Below are 23757 nucleotides of genomic sequence, written 5' to 3'. Positions count from 1 at the left end.
TCAAGGTTTCAGATCGGCTAACGGATCATAGGGCTTGGCCGGTTTCTTCGGATCTTTACCGGGCTCGACATCCAGCGGTGCTTTGGCCGGACCGACCGGATCAACTTGCGGATCGTCAAGGTCCGGCGAATCCGGATCGAAGCCCAGATCATCGCCCGCAGAATGTTCGGACGAATGCGGGCCTTTCGGGGTTTGGGAATCTGCCATGTTGCCTCCTTGATTCACCCGCGAAGCACGGGCATTAATCTTCAGAGGATGGCCGGGCGCAGTCGTGCCCGGCAGATGACGAACGGAGGTTTATTGCGCCGCCAGAGCCTTTCGCGCCTGCGCCGCAGCGTTTTCTTCACCGGCCTGGGCCAGTTCATCGGCGGCTTTCAGCCAACGGGAGCGGTCGACGGCTGCCGGGATCTGCGACGGTTTCTGAATCAGGATCGCCCAGCCACCGGCCTTTTCGAGCGCTGCTTGAAAGCTGCCGAAATCCATCAACTGCCGACGGTTCATGCCGGCGCGCAGCAGGACCTTCTGTTTATTGCGATCGTAGCCGGACAGGATCGCGTAACGCGGCTCGGCCCAGAATGCCGAACCTTCACTGAAACGCACCATGACCGGGTAGCCCGCTGCGACCTGGGTCAGCAAGGCCGGCAGCTTGCTGTCGAGCGGATAAACCACCAGACCGTACTCGCGGGCGAGGTTCTGCATGTTCTGCTGCAGCTTGTCCTCAGCGCCCGGCAAGTGCAGCGGTTTTTCCAGAAGTCCCGGGGTGATGACGATGCCTTGTTGCGACAGCAGACTGGCCAGCACCTGTGGCCCACTCTGGTTGGCTTCGCCACGATAGAAGGTGCCACTGAGCTCAACCCGCTCCGGCAAGCGTTTGACTTCTGGCGCTACGCTGCCCGCACATCCGCTCAGCAACACCGCGCAAGCGCCGGCAAGCAACGCTCCGCGCACTCGAGAAAATACCTGCACCATCAATCACTCTCTTCCAGACGCCGGTCATCGTGTTCCGGCAACGCCAGCGATCATAGAGCCGCACCAGCCTGCGGTATAGCCTTAAACCGCAGAGCGGGCGATTGCATAGAGCAAACTGATTGGTGACTAACGACCTTTGGTCAATAGCTTGAAACACCCCATTGACTAGACTGTCACTGAAATAGAGCGAATTGCGAAAAGCGGGCGCCCGATGCAGGGCGAAGAGGAGGCACCAATGAGCCTGACCATGACCATTGTGATGTTGATAGCCGGCTGGCTGGCCGTGGCGACTGCCATGTTGTGGGGCGTGCTGCGGATTTCGCGACGCCATCATCCGGTGCAGACGACGCCGGTTGAGAAGACAGAGAAGCACCCAGTGCGGCACGTTGCTGCGCATTGAAGACCAACAAGGTCCTTCCCTCATGAGAGCGCTCAGCAGCACCGCGCTTTCGATAACTCAGCAAAAGGTGAATAAAAAAACCGCCTGAGCTCAACCAGCCCAGGCGGTTTTTTGTGTTCTCAGCAGTTACGCCTGCTGAGCAACCTTCTTCTGCTTCGCCCGGCGCGACATCATGTTCAACACTTCGATTCCCGCCGAGAACGCCATGGCCGCGTACACATAACCTTTCGGTACGTGGGCGCCGAAGCCTTCGGCGATCAGCGTCATGCCGATCATGATCAGGAAGCCCAGCGCCAGCATGACCACCGTCGGGTTATCGTTGATGAACTTGGCCAGCGGATCAGCCGCGAGCAGCATCACCAGCACCGACACCACCACCGCAATGATCATGATCGGCAAGTGTTCGGTCATGCCGACAGCGGTAATGATGCTGTCGATCGAGAACACCATGTCGAGCATCAGGATCTGACCGATTGCTGCGGCAAAACCAAGCGTTACGGTCGAAGTCGCTGTTTTCGGGTCTTCCGGCGACGGGTCCATGCTGTGATGGATCTCGGTCGTGGCTTTCCACACCAGGAACAGGCCACCGGCGATCAGGATCATGTCCTTCCAGGAGAACGCCTGGCCAAGGATTTCGATCACAGGCTCGGTCAACTGCACGATGAACGCGATGGTGCTCAGCAGTGCCAGACGCAGAATCAGGGCCATGCCGATACCGATACGGCGCGCCTTCTGCCGATGCTGTTCGGGCAGCTTGTTGGTCAGGATCGAAATAAAGATCAGGTTATCGATGCCAAGCACGATTTCCATTACCACCAGTGTGGCCAAAGCAACCCAAGCGGTGGGGCTGGCGGCGAGTTCTAACAGATATTCCATGGGTCAGTCCTGACTCTGTTTAAGACGGTTTAGATGGTCTTGGAGGAAGATTCGGATTGTTTCGCTTGTTTTTCCGGTGTTTCTTTTTTCTCGATCAAACCGCCGGTGGCATCACTGAGCGCTTGCTCAGCGGCTTTATGGGTGTCGTCAATCGCTTGCTTGGCAGTTTCAGCCGCCGCGCCCATCAGTTGCTGGGCGCTTTTTTCCGCCTGATCACAACCGGCCAGAACCAGTAAAGACGCAAACATCACTGCGGGAAATGTGTATTTCATAAGGTTTCCTTCGAATGAACAGACAGGCGCACACACCGGCCGTCGATGGCTGGGCATTCTAGGGAGATGAACACTTCAGGAAAATTCGTATTTTTAGCGGCTATACTTCGGTTTTCACGAAGTGGCGACCGATATGCTTAATTACCGACAACTGCATTACTTCTGGGTTGTGGCCAAAACCGGCAGCATCGTCCGCGCCTGCGAGCAGCTGAACCTGACGCCACAGACCATCAGCGGACAGATCTCACTGCTTGAACAAACCTATGGCGTAGAACTGTTTCGCCGGGTTGGCCGACAACTGGAGCTCACCGAAGCCGGGCGCCAGGCCCTGCCCTACGCTGAGCAGATGTTTCAGTTGGGCGGCGAGCTGGAGCTGATGCTGCGTGCGCAGCCCAACGAGCAGCAGATCCTCTTTCGCGTCGGCGTGGCCGACGTGGTGCCCAAATCCATTGTCTACCGCCTGATCGCGCCGACCATGGAATTGAGCGAGCCGCTGCGCATCACCTGCCGCGAGGACAAACTCGAGCGCCTGCTCGCCGATCTGGCCATTCAGCGTCTGGATCTGGTGATTTCCGACAGTCCGATGCCTTCGCATCTGGACATCAAAGGCTACAGCCAGAAGCTCGGTGAATGCGGGATCAGTTTTTTCGCCACCGCCGAACTCGCCGCGCAGTATGGCCAGGATTTCCCGCGCAGCCTGCACGGCGCACCGCTGCTGATTCCCGGCGCGGAAACCGTGGTGCGCAGCCGTTTGCAGCGCTGGTTCGCCGAACAGCAGATCCAGCCGCAGATTGTCGGCGAATTCGATGACAGTGCTTTGATGCAGGCCTTCGGCCAATCCGGCAGCGGGATCTTTATCGGCCCGAGCGTGATTGCCGAGGAAGTGAAGCGCCAATACGGCGTCGAATTGATCGGCCAGACCGACGCGGTGAGCGAGTCGTTCTATGCCATTTCCGTGGAACGCAAGGTCAAGCACCCTGGCATCGTAGCGATTACCGAGGGTGCCCGACGCGAGCTGTTTACCGGGTTATGAAGCGCAGACTTCCCGCGGCTTGAGCGTCATCAGCACCATGGCGAGGAACACCGAAAGCAAAATGAAACCGGCCGCGGCAAAGCCCAGGAAGCCCAGCCCGGCACTGTCGATCACCCGGCCGCCGACCATCGCGCCCAGGCCGATGCCGAGATTGGCTCCGGCGATGTTCAGCGACGCGGCGAAGGCCGGCGCTTCCGGCGCGGCTTTCATCAGGCGCACGTGGCTGACCAGGAACAACGCCGCCTGAGTCACGCCCCAAATGCCCATCGCCACCGCCAGACCCACCGGCGAATGAATGTTCGGCACCAGCGAAACCATGCCGGCGATCATGAACGCACAGAACAACACCGACGCCCCCAGCGGATGCCGATCCACCGCTCGCCCACCGAGCGTGTTGCCGATCAGCCCGACGGCGCCAAACGCCATCAGGCACCAGCCGACCACAGTGCCGTTGAAACCGGCAAGTCGTTCGAGGATGTCAGCAAGATAGGTGTAAGCGGTAAACATGCCGCTGAACACCAGAATCGATAACAAGATATGGCCGAGCATCAGCGGGCTGCGCAAGATTTTGAACTGCGAACGGAAGCTGACCTGATGCTGGTGCAGACTGGTTTTCGGCAGGTAGACAAACAGCAGCAAGGCTTTGGCAAACGCGATCAACGCCAGAATGCCGAATGCGCTGCGCCAGCCGAACGCGTCGGAAATCAGCGTGCCGACCGGAATGCCGAACACCGTGGCGCAGACGATCCCGAAACCGATCTTGGCGATGGCGCGGCCGGCGAAATCCGGGCCGACGATGTCCACCGCCGTCTCACTGGCCAAGGCCCAGAACACCGGCAAACCCAACGCCGGAATCAGACGCGCGATGGCCATCACCCAGATATTCGGCGCCAACGCTGCAACGGTATTGGCCAGACCGAACATGATCAGAATGCTGATAAACAGTTTGCGCCGTTCGAAACGGGCGAAATAAGCGGTCAGGAACGGGCCGAACAGCGCCACGGTAAAGGCGAACAAGGTCACCAGCAGCCCGGCTTGCGGGATGCTGACTTCGAGGTCTCGGGCGATCGCCGGCAACAGGCCGACAATGACGAATTCCGTGGTCAGCACCGTGAACCCGGCGGCGGACAACAGAAGAATAGGCAACAGCATGCGCAACTCCAGCAAAACGACGACACCAGCGATGACCCGGAGGCCCGCTGGCAGAACTTGAAAATGAGGATGGCGAAGCTTAACAGACTGCGTCCCCACTGAGTTGCCCAAAACTGCCGATCTGCCGGGCCGATCCGGTGGCAGATCGTCACAGGTCTGAAGGTTCACGCCTACGCTGTGATAAAGTCCGCGCCCTGAAAATCGTACAGATGTTCAACGTGCCGTTTGGCGGCGTTGATGTCACTTCGACAGGCGTTTCGTGACTGCCCACGGCGCTTCGCACCCTATAAAAAACAGAGATGCCGCTATGACCGCTTCATCCCCTTCGTTACTGCAACGCCTGAAACGCCTGAGTCTGGTCAGCCAGATCGTCATTGGTCTGATCGCCGGTATTGCCCTGGCCCTGATTGCACCGGAGCTGGCGAAGTCCACCGCGTTCATCGGCAAGGTGTTTGTCTCGGCGTTGAAAGCCGTGGCGCCGATTCTGGTGTTCGTGCTGGTGATGGCCTCGATCGCCAACCACAAGCACGGTCAGGAAACCCACATCCGGCCGATCCTGTTCCTGTACCTGCTGGGCACATTCAGCGCTGCGGTGGTGGCCGTGGTCGCCAGCATGGCGTTCCCGTCGAATCTGGTGCTATCGACCGAAAACGTTGCCGTGACTGCGCCTGGCGGCATCGGCGAAGTCCTGCAAAGCCTGTTGCTGAGCGTAGTCGATAACCCGGTCAGCGCGCTGATGAATGCCAACTTCATCGGCATTCTGGCCTGGGCGATCGGCATGGGCATTGCCATCCGCCACGCTGGCGACACCACTCGCGAAGTGCTCGGTGACTTGTCCAACGGCGTCACCGTGATCGTCCGCGTGGTCATTCGCTTCGCACCGCTGGGCATCTTTGGCCTGGTCGCGTCGACACTGGCCACCTCCGGTTTCGGCGCGCTGCTCGGCTACGCGCACCTGCTGGCGGTGCTGCTGGGCTGCATGCTGTTTGTCGCGCTGGTGATGAACCCGCTGATCGTGTTCTGGAAGCTGCGCCGCAATCCGTACCCGTTGACCCTGATGTGCCTGCGCGAAAGCGGTATCACCGCGTTCTTCACCCGCAGCTCAGCGGCGAACATTCCGGTCAACCTGGAATTGAGCAAGCGCCTGGGCCTGCACGAAGACACCTACTCGGTATCGATCCCGCTCGGCGCCACCATCAACATGGCCGGTGCGGCGATCACCATTACCGTACTGGCCTTGGCGGCGGTGCACACTTTGGGCATCGCCGTGGACATTCCGACCGCAATCCTGCTCAGCGTCGTCGCCGCGATTTGCGCCTGTGGTGCTTCGGGTGTGGCCGGTGGGTCGCTGCTGCTGATTCCGCTGGCGTGCAGCCTGTTCGGCATCCCGAGCGAGATCGCCATGCAGGTCGTGGCGGTTGGCTTCATTATTGGCGTACTGCAGGATTCGGCGGAGACCGCGCTGAACTCGTCGACTGACGTGCTGTTTACAGCGGCGGCTTGCCTGGGCGAGGAAGAGAAGGCTCAGCGTACGGCGTAACCGCCTTACCTTGTGGGAGCGAGCCTGCTCGCGAAAGGGGCGAGACATTCAGCATTAATATCGCCTGATACGCCGCATTCGCGAGCAGGCTCGCTCCCACAGGAAAACAAAAGCCCGCCAAGGCGCGAACCTTGGCGGGCTTTTTCGTGTCCGGGTGTTTAGAACGCGCCCATGTAATCGCGCTTGCCCACTTCAACGCCGTTATGACGCAGCAACGCATAAGTGGTGGTGACGTGGAAGAAGAACTGCGGCAAGCCGTAAGTCAGCAGATACGCCTGACCACTGAAGCGCTTCTCTTTCGGCGTACCCGGACGGGTCACGATTTCGATGCCTTCCTTGCCATCGATCTGCTCTGGCTTGATCTCGCCAATAAAGGCCAGAACCTTGGCGATCAGCGCTTGCAGTTCGGCGAAGGTGGTTTCAGTGTCGTCGTACTTCGGCAGTTCGACTTCGGCCAGACGCGCCGACACGCCTTTGGCGAAATCCACGGCGATCTGCACCTGACGCACCAGCGGGAACATGTCCGGGTACAGACGCGCTTGCAGGAAGACGCTCTGGTCGATGTTTTTCGCGCTGGCGTGGGCTTCGGCCTTTTTCAGCACATCGCTCAGGGCGTTGAGCATTTGTTGAAAAACCGGGACGGATGCGGCGTACAGTGAAATGGTCATGGCAATCTCATGTGATGGCTGGGTAATACGTGGTGGCGATTATAGCCATGCTTGATGAGCACACGGCTTGCCTTTTGTTTGGCAAGGATTAGGCTAGGCGGCTTCGACTGCAGAGGGAACGCGCGATGAGCAACGAACAAGAATCCACCTCCGACCAGCCACGGCTCAATGCCACGGAAATCCGCATTCTCGGTGCGCTGATCGAAAAACAGGCCACCAGCCCGGAAACCTATCCGCTGACTCTCAACGCACTGGTGCTGGCCTGCAATCAGAAAACCAGTCGTGAACCGGTGATGAACCTCAATCAGGGCCAGGTCGGGCAGAGCCTGCGCGCTCTGGAGGGGCGTGGTTTTACCCGGCTGGTAATGGGCAGCCGTGCCGACCGCTGGGAGCACAAGGTCGACAAGGCGCTGGAACTGGTGCCGGCGCAGGTGATTCTGACGGGTCTGATGTTTCTGCGCGGTCCGCAGACCGTCAACGAACTGCTGACCCGCAGCGGGCGCATGCACGAGTTCGAAGACGCCGAGCAGGTCGTGCATCAGCTCGAACGCCTGATTGCACGCGGACTGGCGGTATTGATTCCGCGTCAGGCCGGGCAGCGCGAGGATCGTTATACCCATGGCTTGGGCGATCCGGCGGATATCGAAGCGATCCTGGCGGCGCGGCAGAATCCTGGGGAGCGATCGAGTAGTGGCGTGTCCCTGGAGCGTATCGAAGAACTGGAAGCGCGGATCGCCGCACTGGAAGAACGCCTGGCCCGCCTCGAATAATCACAACAGAACCTTTTTGGGAGCGAGCCTGCTCGCGAAAGCGTAGTGTCAGTCACCACGACCTCGAATGACCCGCCGCCTTCGCGAGCAGGCTCGCTCCCACATTCAATCGCATTCCAACTGGAGGAACACGCTCAACCTGTGGGAGCGAGCCTGCTCGCGAAGAGGCCAGCCCAGCCACTAAAAGATCAATCAGCTACGCGCAAAATCCACCGCCGCCGCAAACTGCGCCTCATTCGGCCGCACGCCGGTGTACAGCACGAACTGCTCCAGCGCCTGGATCGCTATCACTTCCAGCCCGGTGATCACCCGCTTGCCCTCGGCCCGCGCCCGCACGATCAGCGGCGTTTCCGAAGGGATCGCCACCACGTCGAATACAGTCTCAGCCGTTTTGATCACTTCAGGCTCAAACGCCAGTTGCCCCGCCTCCGGCCCGCCGTCCATGCCTACCGGGGTGACATTGATCAGCATCTGCGGGCGCTCGTCACCCAGCTCGGCCTGCCAGCGATAACCCAGCGAATCCGCCAGGGCGCGGCCGGCGCGTTCGTTACGGGCGACAATCAAACCGTTCTTGTACCCACCATCGCGCAGGGCGCTGGCCACCGCTTTGGCCATGCCGCCGCTGCCGCGCAGGGCAAAGGTGGAATCCTTCGGCACCGCGTGGCTTTCCAGCAATTGCGCGACGGCGATGTAGTCGGTGTTGTAGGCCTTGAGGTGGCCACCAGTGTTGACGATGGTGTTGATCGACTGGATCGCTGCCGCCGACGCATCCAGCTCATCGACCAGCGCAATGCAGGCTTCCTTGAACGGCATCGACACGCCGCAGCCGCGAATGCCCAGCGCCCGGATGCCGCCGACCGCGCCGGTCAGGTCCTGGCTGCAGAACGCCTTGTAGTAGAAATTCAGGCCCAGCTGTTCATACAAATGGTTGTGAAAACGCAGACCGAAATTCCCCGGCCGCCCCGACAGGGACATGCACAGTTGGGTGTCTTTGTTCGGGTTCATCTGCATGAAACTTCTCCTTCAAACGCACTTTCGGATAGACGGGATTGGCCTGCCCACCGGGTTCTGAATCATCATTGAGGCTTGTTTGTGGCGCCGCGCAGCCGGGTAAAGAAGCCGGTACAGACCTTACACAAAATTTACCCAGCGGCTGTGCTGAATTTCGCAAATTTGCTGTCTTAGCTGTATCCCCGCAACAACTGTGGGCCTGATTCAGGCTGCGGCGCCGGGTCGAAGAACCGAGGACTTATCATGATTCGTAAACTTCCCATCATGGCTTTGTTGATTGGCGCACTTGCCGTCACCGGCCAGGCTGAAGCGGGTGGTGGCCATGGCTGGCAGGGCCCTGCAGTGTTTGGCGCGATCGTCGGCTCGGCCATCATCGGCTCGGCACTGATCAACCAGGATCGGCCGGTGTATGTGCAGCAACAACCGGTTTATGTTCAGCCGCAACCGGTCTACGTGCAGCAACCGCCGCCACCGGTCTACTACCAACCCGCGCCGGTGTATGTACAACAACCGGTCTACGTGCAGCCGGCCCCCGTCTATTACGGCCCGCCTCGTGGTTATTACGGCCGTCCCCACGGCTACTACGGTGGCCCGCATGGCTACTACGGCGGTCCGCGCTGGTAAGCGCAACACAGAGCCCTGCTTTCGAGCGGGGCTTTTTTATGACCGTTGGTCGGCCAACGTCTGAAAAAATCGCGCCAAGGTCGCTGTGAGGACAGTTCGACCAGCTAAAGTCGGCATGATGGAATCGACCGTCGGGCTTTTTTCATCAAACGGTCACCGCTTTGTCATGACGGAACCGCAATCTGAATCCGTCCGTAAACAACAGATCGATAACAACAAGGACGACTGTATGCCCACACAAAACCCGCACCGCATCGTCGGTCTGTGCACCTCGAGCAAGGTGTACAGCGCACTTACCGAGCTCAAGCATCTGGAAGGCCATCGCTGCGCCAAGCTGCTGTCCCTGCTCGCCGAAAACCTGGTGCACAAGGGCCTGCTCAATGAGCGCGAAGTCATGCACATGCTCGATCAAGTGGTGGAATGACGCCAGACCTCACTGGCATCAATGACCACTATCGAAAGCGTTGATTGTCCGTGGTGCCGGCAAATCCCTAAGGTAGCCCCATCAGTTTGATGGAGGTTTCCCATGGCACAGGTTCAAATCATGTCGGTGATCGGCAGCGCAGTTCCCGCTTCGCTGCGTGCATCCGGTTTGCTCGCTTGCTGGTATCTGGTGCGCGATGGCGAGCCGATCAGCGGCCCGCTCACCTCCTTGCCAGCAGCACAGGCCTTGTCGCAACAGGTCGCCAGCAGCACGTTTCACGCTTAAGGCAGTTGCACCTTCGGCTTGGTCTCGACGAACAGCGCCCAGCTCGACAGGAACAGTGCGGCAATCAGCGGCCCGATCACAAAGCCGTTGAGGCCGAAGACCGCGAGGCCGCCGAGGGTCGAGACCAGGATCAGGTAATCGGGCATTTTGGTGTCTTTGCCGACCAGGATCGGGCGCAGCACGTTGTCGACCAGGCCGATCACGAATACGCCGAACAAGCCCAGCACCACGCCCTGCCAGATCATGCCGCTGAGCAGGAAGTACACCGCCACCGGCGCCCAGACAATCCCCGCGCCCACCGCTGGCAACAGCGACAGAAACGCCATCAGCACCGCCCAAAGCAGCGCGCTGGGAATATCGAGAAACCAGAAAATCAACCCGCCCAGCGCGCCTTGGGTCACGGCCACCACCACGTTGCCTTTGACCGTCGCGCGCACCACGCGGTTGAACTTCAGTTGCAGGCGGCGCTTGTGGTTTTCTTCCAGCGGCACGGCAGTGCGCATCTTGCGCGCCAGCTCGGGGCCGTCACGCAGAAAGAAAAACAGCAGATACAGCATGATGAAAAAGCTCACCACGAATTCGAATGTGCCCTGGCCGAAGCTGAACGCCTGAGTCGCCAGTGCCTGGCTGCCCTGCATCGCCGCTTTGACGATCTTCTCGCGCAAGCTGTCGAGTTCGCCCATGCCGAAGCGGTCGAGCAAGTGCTGAAAGTACGGCGGCAGGCTGTGCTTGAACTGCGCCAGATACGCAGCGATGTCCAGCTCGCCGCTTTCAATGTTCTTGTAGACCGTCGCGCCTTCCTGCACCAGCAGGATGCTGACGATGATCACCGGCAGAATCGCGATCACCAGGCACAGGCTCAAGGTGCACAGCGACGTCACGTTGCGTTGCCAGCCGAACTTCTGCTGCAACCTGCGCTGTACCGGCGCAAACAGAATGCCGAGGATGACAGCCCAGAACACCGCGCCGTAAAACGGCAGCAGAATCCAGATAAAGGCCACCGTGACCAGCACCAGCAGCACCGTCAGGGATTTGAATTGCAGACTCTTTTCGTTCATATCCGGTCCATGTCAGTCAGGCGTCACGCACGCCCGCCCCACTTAGTCAGCCGCCGAGCGCGCGAGTGCCATGTTTATTCATGGAGCATAGATGCAGATCAATAAACCCTTGCGACAGCTGCCCTACCCTGCGCGGCTTTTGCGACCGACAGCCAAATGCAGACTCTCATTGCCCCCGAGCTTCTCGCCCCCGCCGGCACCCTGAAAAATATGCGTTACGCCTTCGCTTATGGCGCCGATGCGGTCTACGCCGGCCAGCCGCGCTACAGCCTGCGGGTGCGCAACAACGAATTCGACCACGCCAACCTGGCGCTGGGCATTCGTGAGGCGCAGGCGCAGGGCAAGCGCTTCTACGTGGTGGTCAACATCGCCCCGCACAACGCCAAGCTGAAGACGTTCCTCAAGGATCTGGCGCCGGTGATCGAGATGGCCCCGGATGCGCTGATCATGTCCGACCCCGGCCTGATCATGCTGGTGCGCCGGCATTTTCCGCTGATGCCGATTCATCTTTCGGTGCAGGCCAACACGGTGAATTGGGCGAGCGTCGAGTTCTGGCAGCAACAGGGACTGAGCCGGATCATTCTGTCGCGCGAGCTGTCGCTCGAGGAAATCGGTGAAATCCGCGAGCAGGTGCCGGGCATGGAGCTGGAAGTGTTCGTGCACGGCGCGCTATGCATGGCCTATTCCGGGCGCTGTCTACTCTCCGGCTACATGAACAAGCGCGATGCCAATCAGGGCACCTGCACCAACGCCTGCCGCTGGAAGTACACGGCGCAGGAAGCCACGGAAAACCAGCTCGGCGAGATCGTCCAGACCTTTCAACCCGAGCCGACGCTGGGCCTCGGCGCACCGACCGATCAGGTCTTCCTGTTGCAGGAAGCCAACCGCCCCGATGAATTGATGCCGGCCTTCGAAGACGAACACGGCACCTACATCATGAACGCCAAGGACCTGCGCGCGGTGCAGCATGTCGAGCGCCTGACGCGCATGGGCGTGCATTCATTGAAGATCGAAGGCCGGACCAAATCGCATTTCTACTGCGCACGCACCACCCAGGTGTATCGCCGGGCGATCGATGATGCCGTGGCCGGGCGCGCGTTTGATCGCAGCCTGATGCTGGATCTCGAGTCGCTGGCCCAGCGCGGCTACACCGAAGGTTTTCTGCGCCGCCATGTGCATGACGAATATCAGAACTATCAGCACGGCAGTTCGGTGTCGGAGCGGCAGCAGTTCGTTGGCGAGCTGACCGGCGAGCGCCGGGATCGCCTGGCCGAGGTGAAAGTGAAGAATCGTTTTGCTGTGGGCGATCATCTGGAACTGATGACGCCCATGGGCAATTTCCATTTTGATCTGCATGAATTGCAGAGTGTCAGCGGCCAAGCGATCAAAGTGGCGCCGGGAGACGGGCACACCGTGTACGTGCCGATACCGGATGCGGTGGATTTGCGCTTTGGGTTGTTGATGCGGGATTTGCGTGTTGGTTGACTGGCGATCTTGTCTGGCACTCGCCGCATGGCCGTGATTTGCTGCGAAGCCGATGCCGTCTTCGCGAGCAGGCTCGCTCCCACAGGGAGTTTGTGTCATCCACTGTGGGAGCGAGCCTGCTCGCGAAGAGGCCGGCCCACTCAATGAATAATCCAGACCTCAGCGCATATCATCCGACAACGGTGTCGGCTCATCCGCCGGCGGTACATCCTCGTCATCCGGCGGATCCTTCCAGTCATCCGGGCGGTCGGCATCGCTCAGGGGATCGCGCCCCGGGTCCATGCCCGGCGGTGCGTCGTAATCGCTCAGGGTCGGCTCGTCGGTGCCGGATACGGGGCGGGTCTGATCGGTGGGCGCCATGCCACCGGGAACAAGCGAGTCATCAGCCATGCTGCACCTCACATTACTGGCCCGGATTATCCGGGGCGTATTACTTGGAAGCGCGGATGCTGAGGGCGTGCGGTGGATCAGACCAGCGGCATCAGCCTTGGGCGATAAAACGATCGCGACTGTTGGTCAAGTGCAGCCACATCGCAGCGCGGGCGGCATCGGCGTCCTGACGTTTGATCGCATTCAGAATCGCCTCGTGTTCCAGATTGGCCAAGTGGCCGAGCTTGCTCAGATCCGCCGCGCCGCGCTCGGCGGCATTCAGGCGATTGCGCGGGATCATCGCACTGCCCAGGTGCTGCATGATCTCGCTGAAACAAGCGTTGCCGGTGGCCTCGGCGATCAGCAGATGAAAACGCCGATCGGCCTCCACGCAGCTGTCGTTGTTCGCCAGCAGCCGTTGATAGTCATCCAGCGCCTGACGCATCTGCTGCACCTGCTGCTCACTGCGCCGCTGCGCCGCCAGCGCCGCCGCTTGCGTCTCCAGGCCCATGCGCAATTCGAGAATGCTGCGCACGCCGAGCGCCGTATCGACGTTCAGGCGCAGGCCCTGCTCCGCTGCACGCTCGATCACGAAGGTACCGATGCCGTGGCGCGTCTCGACCAGCCCCGAGGCCTGCAACTTGGAAATGGCCTCGCGCACCACCGTGCGGCTGACGCCGTGCTCCTGAACGATGGAGTTCTCCGAAGGCAGCTTGTCACCGGGCGACAGTTGTCCGAGCAGGATGCTCTGGGTGAGCTTTTCCACCAGGTCATGAGCGAGGTTGTGCGTGCGTTTGCGCGCGGGCGCGTCGAGGTCTTCTTGCATGATCGGTTCCGGTGATCGGGGCTTGCCGATCGTAGCACTGCGGGATGACGGTTGAGATGGATTTTAGCGGTCGATGGGCCATCAACTTGTATGACAACACTCAATTACGTCGAATATTTTTGATAGCCAGCCACCACGAATCACCATTCACATCTCAAAAAGGCGCTGCGCTCGACTGGCGGAATGTTCAATAAATACGAGCTATAATCCGGTTTTCGCATAAAAAACCGAACAATCAGAAGAATTTGATCGCCCTCCCCACTTGTAGGACAAAAAACCACAGTTGTATGATGTCTATCAACAACGCAACACACAGTCCTACCCGCATAAAAATAATCAGTGGGAGAAACACACGTGAAAACCTCCATCTCCGGGATGCAGGACAGCGTCGATCCGACGCTCGCCTCAGCCATCTCCAAAGTCAAACGCCACGTCCTGCCGCTCTTCGTGATCATGTTCATCGTCAATTACATTGACCGGGTGAACATCGGTTTCGTCCGCACGCACATGGAAACCGATCTGGGCATTGGTGCTGCCGCCTACGGCTTCGGCGCCGGGCTGTTCTTTATCGGTTACGCGCTGTTCGAAGTGCCGTCCAACATGCTTTTGCAGAAAGTCGGCGCACGCATCTGGCTGACCCGCATCATGTTCACCTGGGGCATAGTCGCCGCCTGCATGGCCTTCATCCAGAACGAAACCCACTTCTATATCCTGCGCTTCCTGCTCGGTGTCGCCGAGGCCGGGTTCTTTCCCGGGGTGATTTATTACTTCACCCGTTGGCTGCCTGGCGTTGAGCGCGGCAAGGCGATCGCGATCTTCCTCAGCGGCTCGGCCGTGGCCTCGCTGATCTCCGGTCCGCTGTCCGGTCTGCTCCTGCAGATCAATGGGCTGGGCATGCACGGCTGGCAGTGGATGTACTTCATCGAGGGGATGTTCTCGGTGTGCCTGTGCGTGTTTGTCTGGTTCTGGCTGGATGCCAAACCCCACGACGCGAAATGGCTGAGCCGCGCCGAACAGGATGCGCTGGTCAGCGCCATCGACGACGAGCAAAAGGCCCGCGAAGCCGCGACGCCGATCCGGCCGTCGCTGGGCAAACTGCTCAAGGACCGGCAGATCATTCTGTTCTGCCTGATCTACTTCTTCATTCAGCTGACCATTTATGCGGCGACTTTCTGGCTGCCGAGCATCATCAAGAAGATGGGCGAACTCAGCGACGTGCAGGTCGGCCTGTTCAACTCGATTCCATGGTTGCTGTCGATCGTCGGCATGTACGCCTTCGCCTCGCTGTCGGCGAAGTGGAAACATCAGCAAGCGTGGGTCGCCACTGCCCTGTTGATCGCCGCAGCGGGGATGTTCATGTCCACCACTGGCGGGCCGATCTTTGCCTTCGTCGCGATCTGCTTTGCAGCGCTGGGTTTCAAATCCGCCTCGTCGCTGTTCTGGCCGATTCCACAGGCTTATCTGGATGCACGCATCGCGGCGGCAGTGATCGCGCTGATCAACTCGGTGGGCAACCTCGGCGGCTTCGTCGCACCGACCACCTTCGGCCTGCTGGAGCAACACACCGGCTCGATCCAGGGCGGCCTCTATGGTCTGGCCGCGACCTCGATCATCGCCGCAATCATCGTCTTCGCCGCACGCACCACGCCGAAACCCGCTGCTGAAAAGGCTGTGGCCGACGCCGCGCCGAAACACGCCTGACTACGTCTCGACAAGGAAAACAACAATGACTGTTCATGACACCGCCAAAGCTCCGATCATCACCGACATGCAGGTCATTCCGGTGGCCGGTCACGACGGCATGCTGCTCAACCTGAGCGGCGCCCACGGGCCGTTTTTCACCCGCAACATCGTCATCCTCAAGGACAACGCCGGCCACACCGGCGTCGGCGAAGTGCCCGGTGGCGAGCGCATTCGCCAGACCCTGGAAGACGCGCGCAATCTGGTGGTCGGCAGCCCCATCGGCACCTACCAGAAGATCCTCAATCAGGTGCGCCAGACCTTCGCCGACCGCGATGCCGGCGGCCGCGGCCTGCAAACATTCGACCTGCGCATCACCATTCACGCGGTCACCGGCCTGGAAGCCGCCCTCCTCGACCTGCTCGGCCAACATCTGGACGTGCCGGTGGCGGCGCTGCTCGGTGAAGGTCAGCAACGCGACGAAGTGAAGATGCTCGGTTACCTGTTTTACGTTGGCGATCAACACGAAACCGATCTGGCCTATCGCAGCGAACCGGACGCCGACAACGACTGGTTCCGTGTGCGTCACGAGAAAGCCATGACCGCCGAAGCGGTCGTGCGTCTGGCGGAGGCGGCGCACGCCAAGTACGGTTTCAAGGATTTCAAACTCAAGGGCGGCGTGCTCAGCGGCGATGCCGAAATCGAAGCGGTCACGGCACTGGCCGAGCGCTTCCCTGAAGCGCGAATCACCCTCGACCCGAACGGCGCCTGGTCGCTGAAAGAGGCGATCCGTCTGTGCCGCGATCAGCACCACGTACTCGCCTACGCCGAAGACCCGTGCGGTGCCGAAAACGGTTACTCCGGGCGCGAAGTCATGGCTGAATTCCGCCGCGCCACCGGCCTGAAAACCGCGACCAACATGATCGCCACCGACTGGCGCGAAATGGGCCACGCGATTCAGTTGCAGTCTGTGGACATCCCGCTGGCCGACCCGCACTTCTGGACCATGCAGGGTTCGGTACGCGTCGCGCAGATGTGCCACGAGTGGGGCCTGACCTGGGGCTCGCATTCCAACAACCACTTCGATATTTCCCTGGCCATGTTCACCCATGTCGCCGCCGCCGCACCCGGCGAGATCACCGCCATCGACACCCACTGGATCTGGCAGGACGGTCAGCGCCTGACCAAGGCACCGCTGCAGATTGTCGATGGTCTCGTGCAGGTGCCGAAAAAACCCGGGCTGGGTGTGGAGCTGGACATGGATCAAGTGGCCAAGGCCCACGAACTGTACAAAGGCATGGGCCTCGGCGCGCGGGATGACAGCGTGGCGATGCAGTTTCTGATTCCGGGGTGGAAATTCGATAACAAGCGGCCGTGTCTGGTGCGGTGAGAAAAATCGAGGATTAAAGCCCGGCCCTGTAATTCAACTGATAAACCTGTGGGAGCTGGCTTGCCAGCGATAGCGGTGGGTCAGCCAGCATCAATGTTGGCCATTGCGACCCCATCGCTGGCAAGCCAGCTCCCACAGGGAATGAGGTGAATCAGGCATTAATTTGCAGCAACCAGGTTTTGAACGCTTTCATCGCCACCGTTTCCGCTCGCGACTGCAACCGCGTCAGCCAGTAACTGCCGGTGGTGATCTCGATCGCAAACGGCTGGCAGATCGCATCTGCCGCCAGTTGCCGGGCGAACATCAGCGGCGGCGCCAACGCCACGCCGCCGCCCTGCAATGCGGCTTCCATCATTGCCAGCGACGAATCGAACACGATGCTTTGCGGTGGCGCGGCCTGCGTCGCCAGGCCCGCTGCGTGAAACCACTCCGGCCATTCATCGGTGCGATAGGAACGCAGCAAGGTCTGCTGCAACAGGTCCGCCGGCGAGTGCAGTTGCCGGGCAATCTCCGGCACGCACAATACCGACAACGGCGCATCGAGCAAGCGTGTCGCCTCGATGCCATGCCAGGCGCCAGCACCGAAACGAATGGCGTAATCCAGTCCTTCCGCCGCCACATCCACCCGGTTGTTATTGGTCGACAGACGTAAATCTATAAGCGGATGTTTCCCCCGAAAGTCCGCCAGCCTCGGCAACAGCCAGCCCACGGCAAACGTGCCCACCGCGCCGACCGTCAACATGTCGCGATACTGCCCACCGGCCAGACGCTCGAGCATCTGCGCAATATGATCGAATGATGTGCTGAGTACCGGCAGCAAGGTTTCGCCTTCACTGGTCAGCATCAGCCCTCGGGGCAGGCGTTTGAACAGGGTCAGGTTGAGCTGCGCTTCCAGGCTTTTGACCTGATGGCTCACCGCCGCTTGTGTCACGCACAACTCGACGGCAGCACGGGTAAAACTCAAGTGACGTGCCGAGGCTTCAAATGCGCGCAGAGCGTTGAGCGGCAGTTGCGGTCGAATCATGCGTTGCCTCAAATTTTTCTAATGGCTCATGCGAGTTTTCATCGTTTGTCGAGGGCCGGCGAAGTGCCTAAATTGGCCGCGCTGATCGGCCGTCCGATGAAAAATCACCCGCAGTGTAGCGGGATACAACAATCGACACTCATGGAGAGTGATTCAATCATGTGTTCCTTAAAACCGAGCAAGGTCTTTTCCTACAGCGCTTTCGCACTGTTCATCGGCAGCGTTGCCTGTCATGCCGCAACGCCGACGGATGCGCAATTGCAGGCACTGGTCAGCCAAGCCGTCACCCCGGTCATGCAGCAAAACAACATCCCGGGGCTGACCGTAGCGATCACCCTGAATGGCCAAGCGCATTACTTTAACTACGGGGTCGCCGCTAAAGACACCGCACAAAAGGTCAGCGAAAACACCCTCTTCGAAGTCGGCTCGGTGAGTAAAACCTTCACCGCCACCCTCGCCGGTTACGCCCAGGCCACAGGCAAACTCGACCTGTCGAGCAAGGCCAGCCAACTCTGGCCGGAGCTCAAGGGCAGCGCCTTCGACAACATCAGCGTGCTGCAACTGGGCACCTACAGTGCTGGCGGACTGCCGCTGCAATTTCCCGCTGAGGCGGATTCTTCCGACAGGATGCTCGGCTATTACCAACAATGGAAACCGCAGTTTCCCGCCGGCAGCCATCGCCTGTATTCCAACCCGAGCCTGGGCCTGTTCGGCTACCTGACGGCGAAAAGCCTCGGCCAGCCGTTCGACCAGGCAATGACGCAAACCCTGCTGCCGAAACTCGGCCTTCAGCACACCTTCCTCAGCGTACCGTCAGCGCAGTCGAAGCTTTATGCCCAAGGCTACGACAGCGCCGACCAACCGGTACGCGTCAGCCCCGGCGCCCTCGACGCCGAAGCCTACGGCATCAAAACCAGCGCCGCCGACCTGCTGCGATACGTCCAGGCACAGCTGCAACCGGCCAGCCTTGCGCCTGATCTGCACCAAGCCATCGCCAACACCCACATCGGTTATTACCGCGTCGGCGACATGACCCAAGGCCTGGGCTGGGAACGCTACGCCTACCCGATCAGCCTGGAAAAACTGCAAAACGGCAACTCGACCCCCATGGCCATGGAGCCGCACAAAGTCGAATGGCTGACTCCACCGCAAGCTGAACCGGCCAACGTGCTGTTCAACAAAACCGGTTCTACGCGGGGCTTTGGCGCGTATGTGGCGTTCGTGCCGTCGCGGGACATGGGCATCGTGATTCTGGCCAACAAGAATTACCCGAATGCCGAACGGGTGAAGATTGCGCATGAGATTTTCAGTCAGTTGACCGAATAAAGATCAAAAGATCGCAGCCTGCGGCAGCTCCATTGACCGAGTGAAAACCCGATCCTGTAGGAGCCGCCGCAGGCTGCGATCTTTTTCGTTTCAGCGCTTAAAGCTGCGCCTGCAAGCGCCAGCCAATGACATCCATCAAGTCACAGCTATCGCGCAACGGAATCGCCAGCACCCGGGCGAAATCCTGCAACAGCAATGCATCTTGTCCCTTGCCCTCGTCCAGCGAAAGGCTCTCCATCAGCTGCGTCACACAGCGCAAGCGGTAAGCCGCGGTGCCGTGCAACACGTCAATGGGGGCTTCGCTGTCGATCAGCACACAGGGAATTTTGCAGTCAATCCCGGTGATCGGTATGTAACGCGCCACGGTAGAACCTCCCTGTTCAATGTTGAGTCGCCGTTGCGGGTGAATCGAGATTGTCCAGCGCACGGTTGACCAGCAGTTCTCCGACTACCGCCAATTGCTGGATCGACAACGTCAGGCTGCGCTGCGCACCGCTCAACTCGCAGGCCAGATCGGTGGTCAGTACGTTCAGTGAGGCAAGGGTTTCGCAGGCATGGCTCAGCAGTGTCGCCGTGTCGATGTCGGGGAGAATGGTGAAGACGTGGCTGATGGGATCGGGTTGGCCGGGGTGGCGCAGACGCGGATTATTGGAGTCGAAGGAGCTTGAATCCATGGGGGATTCGGGGGGATTTGGAGTGTGTTTTTTCATGTTGATTACCGTTGTGGATTGTAGGAAACACTACCTGTCTCACTTCCACATGAGGGTGGCAGCTGTACGCAGGTGTGGAAGACCAGGCCAACCCACCAATACCCGGCGCACTCGAGAGTGCTCCTGCGCACAGCCGCCAAAACGCGGCGATGTTGACATAAAACCCGTCGACATGCGCTTTTGAGACATTGATGGATGTAACCAAACAACCGGACTTCCACATCCGACCACTGTGTTTTTCAGCGGCCAAAAGAGGTTATCCCTCTGCGTCACAACGCACCAGTTCACCACGGCCGCCGCGTCTTGCAGGAAAAATCCACTGGGTTTGAAGGGTGTTGGCGTCAGACATTTCGGCAGGCACATGCTGCAATGACTTTCGATCAGCAGATGACTTGTGGGAGCGAGCCTGCTCGCGAATGCGCTCGATCAGTCACCTTTCAGCGCCTGAAAAACCGCTATCGCGAGCAGGCTCGCTCCCACATTTGAACTGTGCACTTCACAAAAAAATGTGGGAGCTGGTTTGCCAGCTCCCACAGGGATTTTGCTTCACTCACGCAACGCGCAATCAATCAATCATCCGGCATCTGCGGCGGTTTGCTCGGTTTCGCCGGTTTGCTGCCCTTCGCGCCTTTGGCCGGTTCCGGCTCGGTGGCGGCAGGCGTTTGTGCGGCGGCGGCCGCAGCGGCGGCTTCTTTTTCGGCCATGGGCATGGCGTCGATGGTTTCGAAGATTTTCGCCAGGCTCAATGCCTTGGCTTCATCACCCGAGGCGGAGAGCTTGGTTTCGCCGTCCTTGCCTACCAGGAACACTTTGGGATAAGCGCCGGCGCCGAGCTTCAGCGAACGCAGCAGGGCCATGGTGTCCTGCTGGCCCATGTCCTTGCCGTCGAGCTGTCCGGACATGCTGAGGATGGTGTAGACCTTGATGTTGCGGTCGGTGACGCCCTTTTTGTTGGCCGGATCTTCCAGCGACTTCTTCAGGCTCAGCCAGACCGGGTCGACAGTGCTTTGCGCAATCACGATCAGCGGGCGGGCGCGGCCCACGTCCCCGGCCAGGGGTGAATCGCTGTCGGCGGCGAACAGGGGGCCGGCGATTGCCAGCAAGAGGGTCAGGGTCAGGGACCTGATGAGCATGCGCATCTCCTTTTGATATCCACGCACTACTGATTGCGCATCGTGGCGATTGTTCCGGCGGCGTCTGGCAAAAAGGCATTGCCCTGTCAGAAGCTTAGGTCAGGGAGCGCTTTGCGCAACATGGCAGACGTGATCATGCTGTCGATTTGCTTACCGGCCAACGGCGCACTACCGTGGCTGCTCTGCCAATGAAATGGAGTTCACCTGCATGCACATCGACTATCTGTGCAACCACCCCGGATTTATCGAAGAACTGGCCACACTCAACTTCAAGGAATGGGGTGATTTCGCGCCAGGCGACAGCATCGAAGCCCGCATCGAGTTGATGCGCTCTGCGTGTGGCAAGGGCGAGATACCCAGCGTGGTGGTGGCTTTGGAAGGCGCGGAGCTGCTCGGCGGTGCCTTGCTGATCGACAGCGATCTTGACCTGCGGCCGGAACTGACGCCGTGGCTGGCCGGGGTCTACGTCAAAGCCGAACACCGCGGCAAAGGCGTGGCTTCGCAACTGGTCAATCGAGTGTTGAAGAAGCAGCGGCGCTGGGCGTGCCTGAGCTATATCTTTACACCGACACTTCGCAGTCACTGTATGCGCGACTGGGCTGGCAAGTAGTCGAGAAGCTGATTTATGAGGAGCTGCCGGTGGTGGTGATGAAATACGTCATTCAGCGCTAACCCGTGGTGAGGCGGCTCGCCGCAAGCTGCCGCCTCACTCCAGCGCTGAATCGAGTGCCGAGAGCAATTGCGAGGGGGCGACGGGTTGTCCACCGAGTTTGAGTTCACCGCTATCGAGATCAACTCTCAACCTCACCGACGCCCGGTCGCCAGGGTACTTGCGCAGCACCAGCTCGATGCCACTGGCGGTCTCGTCGGCGGTACCGAGCAAATCCCACAGACTCTCGCTCATATCCAGCAGCACTTTTTGCTGCTGCAGATCGACTAACCGCGGCGCGTACAGCCAATGGCTCATGCGCATCTCACGTGGCTCGACGGTGATGACGAGACGGCCTTCGCAGTGGACATAGGTTTCATTCATCGACGGATCAGAACGCCAACTTATAACCAATCAACACCAGCATCGTCGCCAGGCACGGGCGCAGGACTTCGTCGGAGATGCGTCCGGTCAGGTGGCTGCCGAGCCAGATGCCTGGCAGCGAGCCCATCAGCAGGAAGCCCAGCACGCCCCAATCCATGTTGCCCATGCTTGCGTGGCCGAGGCCGGCGACGAGGGTCAGGGGTACGGCGTGGGCGATTTCGGTGCCGACCAGGCGGCGGGTTGGCAGTAGCGGGTAGAGGATGAACAAGGCGACGGTGCCCAGTGCGCCGGCGCCGATCGAGGTCAGGGCGACCATGGTGCCGAGGATCAGACCGGTGATCACCGTCATGATATTCAGGCGCGAACCGCTCGGGTTGTAGTTGCCACCCGCGCGTTTGTGGGCGAATTCGAGCAAGCGTTTCTTGAAGAAGATTGCCAGGGCGGTGGCGAAGAGGACGAAGCCGAGCGCCTGTTTGATGATGGCGTTCATCGCGTCCGGCGCGGTGTGCAGGGTGCTGAGGAACCACAGGGTCATGGCCACGGCCGGCACACTGCCGAGGGTCAGCCAGCCGGTGATGGCCCAGTCGATGTTCTTGTTCTTCCTGTGAACGAGGACGCCGCTGGATTTGGTGATCGCGGCGTACAGCAGGTCGGTACCGACCGCCGTCGCCGGGTTGATGCCGAACCACAGCAGGATCGGCGTCATCAACGAACCGCCGCCGACACCGGTCATGCCTACGATAAACCCCACCACCAGCCCGGCAATCACCAGGCCGAAATTTGCCAATTCCATTCAAACGTCCAGAAAACGACAGGAAAATCTGGCCCGCAGCATAGCGATTTTTCTTATAACCACATATATCGATGCGGTCTATCGTTATGCCATATCGAATTCACCGCAGATCCCACAGTGGATCTTTGCGCTACAGCAAACCTGCGGGGCTCACTGCACCGGCAGGAAATTCAAGAACAGCAGACTCTGCGCGTAATTCAGGCCGATCCTGCGATAGCGCTCATCGAGCATCTGCGTGAGCAGATCCAGGCGCGCGACGATTTTGCTGAATTCGGTGGCGAAGCTGAGGTTGCTGCCCTCCTCCGAGATTTCGTTGGAGAACAGCAACGGCTGGCCTTCCTTGTTCTGCCGTTGCGACAAAATCCACATGGCTTTTTCGATGTTGCGCGCGGCGTTGTGCACGAACGTCGGGTTGATCGCGTCGGTCATGTAGAACTCGGTGCGATTGCCGTGGGCGGTAACCAGCATGCTGCCGATCGCATAGATGAACGCGCCGACGCGGTCGCCGAGGAATTCCGGACTCATCGCATAGCTCAGCGCCGCCAGGTCCTTGCGCCCGCCCAGCACGGGCAACGGCTGCTGTTGCTCGACAGCGAGGCGCACCTGTTTCACGGCGGCGTTGACGGTGAGGAAACCGGATTTGCGCAGTTCTTCCGGGTTGCGCAGGTAAAGCTTGCCCATCAATCGATAGAGACTGTCGAGGTTGTCGCGCATCGCCAGGGTGGCCATGCGGTCGACGCTGGTCTGCAGAAATTCCTGCGGCTGCCCTTCACGCATCTGATTGAAAAATCCGTTGCCGTTCTGGTGGCTGCAGCCGCTGAGCAACAGCGACAACAGGCAGGCCAGCAGCAGGCACGGGCGGCGGTGAGCGACGGTGATCAGGGCAAAAACATTCGGCATGAAGTC

29 protein-coding genes are annotated in these 23757 nt (G+C 59.9%); 12 read left to right on the top strand and 17 right to left on the bottom strand.

Going from position 1 to position 23757, the window contains the following annotated elements:
• Together AB4N47_RS06300 and AB4N47_RS06295 are read right to left on the bottom strand one after the other, a co-directional pair.
• The gene (locus AB4N47_RS06300; RefSeq protein WP_341637119.1) at positions 1-207 is read right to left on the bottom strand and encodes a DUF6021 family protein; all 207 of its coding nucleotides are present in this window, start codon (positions 205-207) and stop codon (positions 1-3) included.
• A gap of 90 nt (positions 208-297) precedes the next feature.
• The gene (locus AB4N47_RS06295; RefSeq protein WP_016775341.1) at positions 298-969 is read right to left on the bottom strand and encodes a cysteine peptidase family C39 domain-containing protein; all 672 of its coding nucleotides are present in this window, start codon (positions 967-969) and stop codon (positions 298-300) included.
• 235 nt (positions 970-1204) lie between these two features.
• On the opposite strand from AB4N47_RS06295, the gene AB4N47_RS06290 reads away from it, so the two are divergent.
• Positions 1205-1369 (top strand): hypothetical protein, encoded by a 165-nt coding sequence (locus tag AB4N47_RS06290; protein WP_341637118.1) that lies wholly within the window; start codon positions 1205-1207, stop codon positions 1367-1369.
• 126 nt (positions 1370-1495) lie between these two features.
• Here AB4N47_RS06290 and AB4N47_RS06285 read toward each other — a convergent pair whose 3' ends face one another.
• A complete protein-coding gene (locus tag AB4N47_RS06285) occupies positions 1496-2245 on the bottom strand; it encodes a TerC family protein (protein ID WP_071172950.1) in 750 nt (249 codons plus the stop codon).
• Between the two features lie 29 nt (positions 2246-2274).
• Positions 2275-2517, bottom strand: coding sequence for a hypothetical protein (locus tag AB4N47_RS06280; protein ID WP_341637117.1), 243 nt, complete (start codon positions 2515-2517; stop codon positions 2275-2277).
• A gap of 133 nt (positions 2518-2650) precedes the next feature.
• Here AB4N47_RS06280 and nhaR point away from each other — a divergent pair, with 133 nt between their 5' ends.
• Positions 2651-3550 carry a transcriptional activator NhaR gene (gene nhaR, locus AB4N47_RS06275; protein WP_016775345.1) on the top strand — a complete coding sequence of 300 codons (900 nt, stop codon included), beginning with the start codon at positions 2651-2653 and terminating at the stop codon, positions 3548-3550.
• On the opposite strand, the gene AB4N47_RS06270 is transcribed toward nhaR, so the two are convergent.
• Positions 3545-4702: an MFS transporter gene (locus AB4N47_RS06270; RefSeq protein ID WP_341637116.1), complete on the bottom strand. Its 1158-nt coding sequence runs from the start codon at positions 4700-4702 to the stop codon at positions 3545-3547. The two genes, nhaR and AB4N47_RS06270, sit on opposite strands and share 6 nt — an antisense overlap.
• Positions 4703-5009: 307 nt before the next feature.
• Between AB4N47_RS06270 and sstT the strand changes: the two genes are divergently transcribed.
• On the top strand, positions 5010-6242 hold the full coding sequence (sstT, locus tag AB4N47_RS06265; RefSeq protein WP_073471344.1) for a serine/threonine transporter SstT: 1233 nt from the start codon (positions 5010-5012) through the stop codon (positions 6240-6242).
• A 158-nt stretch (positions 6243-6400) separates the two neighbouring features.
• On the opposite strand, the gene AB4N47_RS06260 is transcribed toward sstT, so the two are convergent.
• Positions 6401-6910 (bottom strand): DUF1993 domain-containing protein, encoded by a 510-nt coding sequence (locus tag AB4N47_RS06260; protein WP_016775348.1) that lies wholly within the window; start codon positions 6908-6910, stop codon positions 6401-6403.
• Positions 6911-7035: 125 nt separating this feature from the next.
• Between AB4N47_RS06260 and AB4N47_RS06255 the strand changes: the two genes are divergently transcribed.
• Positions 7036-7680, top strand: a complete 645-nt coding sequence (locus tag AB4N47_RS06255) for a YceH family protein (RefSeq protein WP_341637115.1) — start codon at positions 7036-7038, stop codon at positions 7678-7680.
• Positions 7681-7872: 192 nt separating this feature from the next.
• Here the strand turns inward: AB4N47_RS06255 and AB4N47_RS06250 are convergent, their stop codons facing one another.
• A complete protein-coding gene (locus AB4N47_RS06250; protein WP_341637114.1) occupies positions 7873-8691 on the bottom strand; it encodes a shikimate 5-dehydrogenase in 819 nt (272 codons plus the stop codon).
• A gap of 243 nt (positions 8692-8934) precedes the next feature.
• Between AB4N47_RS06250 and AB4N47_RS06245 the strand changes: the two genes are divergently transcribed.
• From AB4N47_RS06245 to AB4N47_RS06235, 3 genes are all read left to right on the top strand, one after another.
• The gene (locus tag AB4N47_RS06245) at positions 8935-9315 is read left to right on the top strand and encodes a hypothetical protein (RefSeq protein WP_024013471.1); all 381 of its coding nucleotides are present in this window, start codon (positions 8935-8937) and stop codon (positions 9313-9315) included.
• A gap of 229 nt (positions 9316-9544) precedes the next feature.
• The gene (locus AB4N47_RS06240) at positions 9545-9739 is read left to right on the top strand and encodes a hypothetical protein (RefSeq protein WP_016770691.1); all 195 of its coding nucleotides are present in this window, start codon (positions 9545-9547) and stop codon (positions 9737-9739) included.
• A 102-nt stretch (positions 9740-9841) separates the two neighbouring features.
• Positions 9842-10024: a hypothetical protein gene (locus AB4N47_RS06235; protein WP_041477171.1), complete on the top strand. Its 183-nt coding sequence runs from the start codon at positions 9842-9844 to the stop codon at positions 10022-10024.
• On the opposite strand, the gene AB4N47_RS06230 is transcribed toward AB4N47_RS06235, so the two are convergent.
• Positions 10021-11082, bottom strand: coding sequence for an AI-2E family transporter (locus AB4N47_RS06230; RefSeq protein ID WP_071172957.1), 1062 nt, complete (start codon positions 11080-11082; stop codon positions 10021-10023). The two genes, AB4N47_RS06235 and AB4N47_RS06230, sit on opposite strands and share 4 nt — an antisense overlap.
• Before the next feature lie 156 nt (positions 11083-11238).
• Here AB4N47_RS06230 and trhP point away from each other — a divergent pair, with 156 nt between their 5' ends.
• A complete protein-coding gene (gene trhP / locus AB4N47_RS06225) occupies positions 11239-12567 on the top strand; it encodes a prephenate-dependent tRNA uridine(34) hydroxylase TrhP (protein ID WP_341637113.1) in 1329 nt (442 codons plus the stop codon).
• Between the two features lie 159 nt (positions 12568-12726).
• On the opposite strand, the gene AB4N47_RS06220 is transcribed toward trhP, so the two are convergent.
• Positions 12727-12957 carry a hypothetical protein gene (locus AB4N47_RS06220; protein WP_341637112.1) on the bottom strand — a complete coding sequence of 77 codons (231 nt, stop codon included), beginning with the start codon at positions 12955-12957 and terminating at the stop codon, positions 12727-12729.
• Between the two features lie 91 nt (positions 12958-13048).
• A complete protein-coding gene (locus tag AB4N47_RS06215; RefSeq protein WP_016775357.1) occupies positions 13049-13762 on the bottom strand; it encodes a FadR/GntR family transcriptional regulator in 714 nt (237 codons plus the stop codon).
• Positions 13763-14116: 354 nt separating this feature from the next.
• Here AB4N47_RS06215 and AB4N47_RS06210 point away from each other — a divergent pair, with 354 nt between their 5' ends.
• On the top strand, positions 14117-15463 hold the full coding sequence (locus AB4N47_RS06210) for an MFS transporter (RefSeq protein ID WP_024013478.1): 1347 nt from the start codon (positions 14117-14119) through the stop codon (positions 15461-15463).
• A 25-nt stretch (positions 15464-15488) separates the two neighbouring features.
• Positions 15489-16832, top strand: coding sequence for a glucarate dehydratase (gene gudD, locus AB4N47_RS06205; protein ID WP_024013479.1), 1344 nt, complete (start codon positions 15489-15491; stop codon positions 16830-16832).
• A 151-nt stretch (positions 16833-16983) separates the two neighbouring features.
• Here the strand turns inward: gudD and AB4N47_RS06200 are convergent, their stop codons facing one another.
• Positions 16984-17856: a LysR family transcriptional regulator gene (locus tag AB4N47_RS06200; RefSeq protein WP_016775361.1), complete on the bottom strand. Its 873-nt coding sequence runs from the start codon at positions 17854-17856 to the stop codon at positions 16984-16986.
• Between the two features lie 159 nt (positions 17857-18015).
• Between AB4N47_RS06200 and ampC the strand changes: the two genes are divergently transcribed.
• On the top strand, positions 18016-19182 hold the full coding sequence (gene ampC / locus AB4N47_RS06195) for a class C beta-lactamase (RefSeq protein ID WP_341637111.1): 1167 nt from the start codon (positions 18016-18018) through the stop codon (positions 19180-19182).
• Between the two features lie 97 nt (positions 19183-19279).
• Here ampC and AB4N47_RS06190 read toward each other — a convergent pair whose 3' ends face one another.
• The 3 genes from AB4N47_RS06190 to AB4N47_RS06180 all read right to left on the bottom strand — a co-directional run bounded on the left by AB4N47_RS06190 (position 19280) and on the right by AB4N47_RS06180 (position 21025).
• Positions 19280-19546, bottom strand: coding sequence for a hypothetical protein (locus AB4N47_RS06190; RefSeq protein ID WP_110600717.1), 267 nt, complete (start codon positions 19544-19546; stop codon positions 19280-19282).
• 16 nt (positions 19547-19562) lie between these two features.
• Positions 19563-19892: a DUF6124 family protein gene (locus AB4N47_RS06185; protein WP_039763404.1), complete on the bottom strand. Its 330-nt coding sequence runs from the start codon at positions 19890-19892 to the stop codon at positions 19563-19565.
• A 569-nt stretch (positions 19893-20461) separates the two neighbouring features.
• Positions 20462-21025, bottom strand: coding sequence for a DUF4174 domain-containing protein (locus AB4N47_RS06180; RefSeq protein WP_016775365.1), 564 nt, complete (start codon positions 21023-21025; stop codon positions 20462-20464).
• Between the two features lie 208 nt (positions 21026-21233).
• Here AB4N47_RS06180 and AB4N47_RS06175 point away from each other — a divergent pair, with 208 nt between their 5' ends.
• Entirely contained in the window at positions 21234-21635 is a 402-nt protein-coding gene (locus tag AB4N47_RS06175; RefSeq protein WP_460154436.1) for a GNAT family N-acetyltransferase, read from the top strand.
• 96 nt (positions 21636-21731) lie between these two features.
• Here the strand turns inward: AB4N47_RS06175 and AB4N47_RS06170 are convergent, their stop codons facing one another.
• The 3 genes from AB4N47_RS06170 to AB4N47_RS06160 all read right to left on the bottom strand — a co-directional run bounded on the left by AB4N47_RS06170 (position 21732) and on the right by AB4N47_RS06160 (position 23751).
• Complete coding sequence (locus AB4N47_RS06170; RefSeq protein WP_122508138.1) at positions 21732-22058, bottom strand: hypothetical protein; 327 nt, start codon at positions 22056-22058, stop codon at positions 21732-21734.
• Between the two features lie 7 nt (positions 22059-22065).
• Complete coding sequence (locus tag AB4N47_RS06165) at positions 22066-22851, bottom strand: sulfite exporter TauE/SafE family protein (RefSeq protein WP_039763409.1); 786 nt, start codon at positions 22849-22851, stop codon at positions 22066-22068.
• Between the two features lie 150 nt (positions 22852-23001).
• Positions 23002-23751, bottom strand: coding sequence for a hypothetical protein (locus AB4N47_RS06160; RefSeq protein ID WP_341637110.1), 750 nt, complete (start codon positions 23749-23751; stop codon positions 23002-23004).
• Between the last annotated feature and the right edge of the window lie 6 nt (positions 23752-23757).

Source organism: Pseudomonas sp. S3_G06, assembly GCF_054667565.1.
The sequence above is the reverse complement of the archived record's forward strand: the minus strand, read 5'-3'. Positions and strand labels throughout refer to the sequence as shown.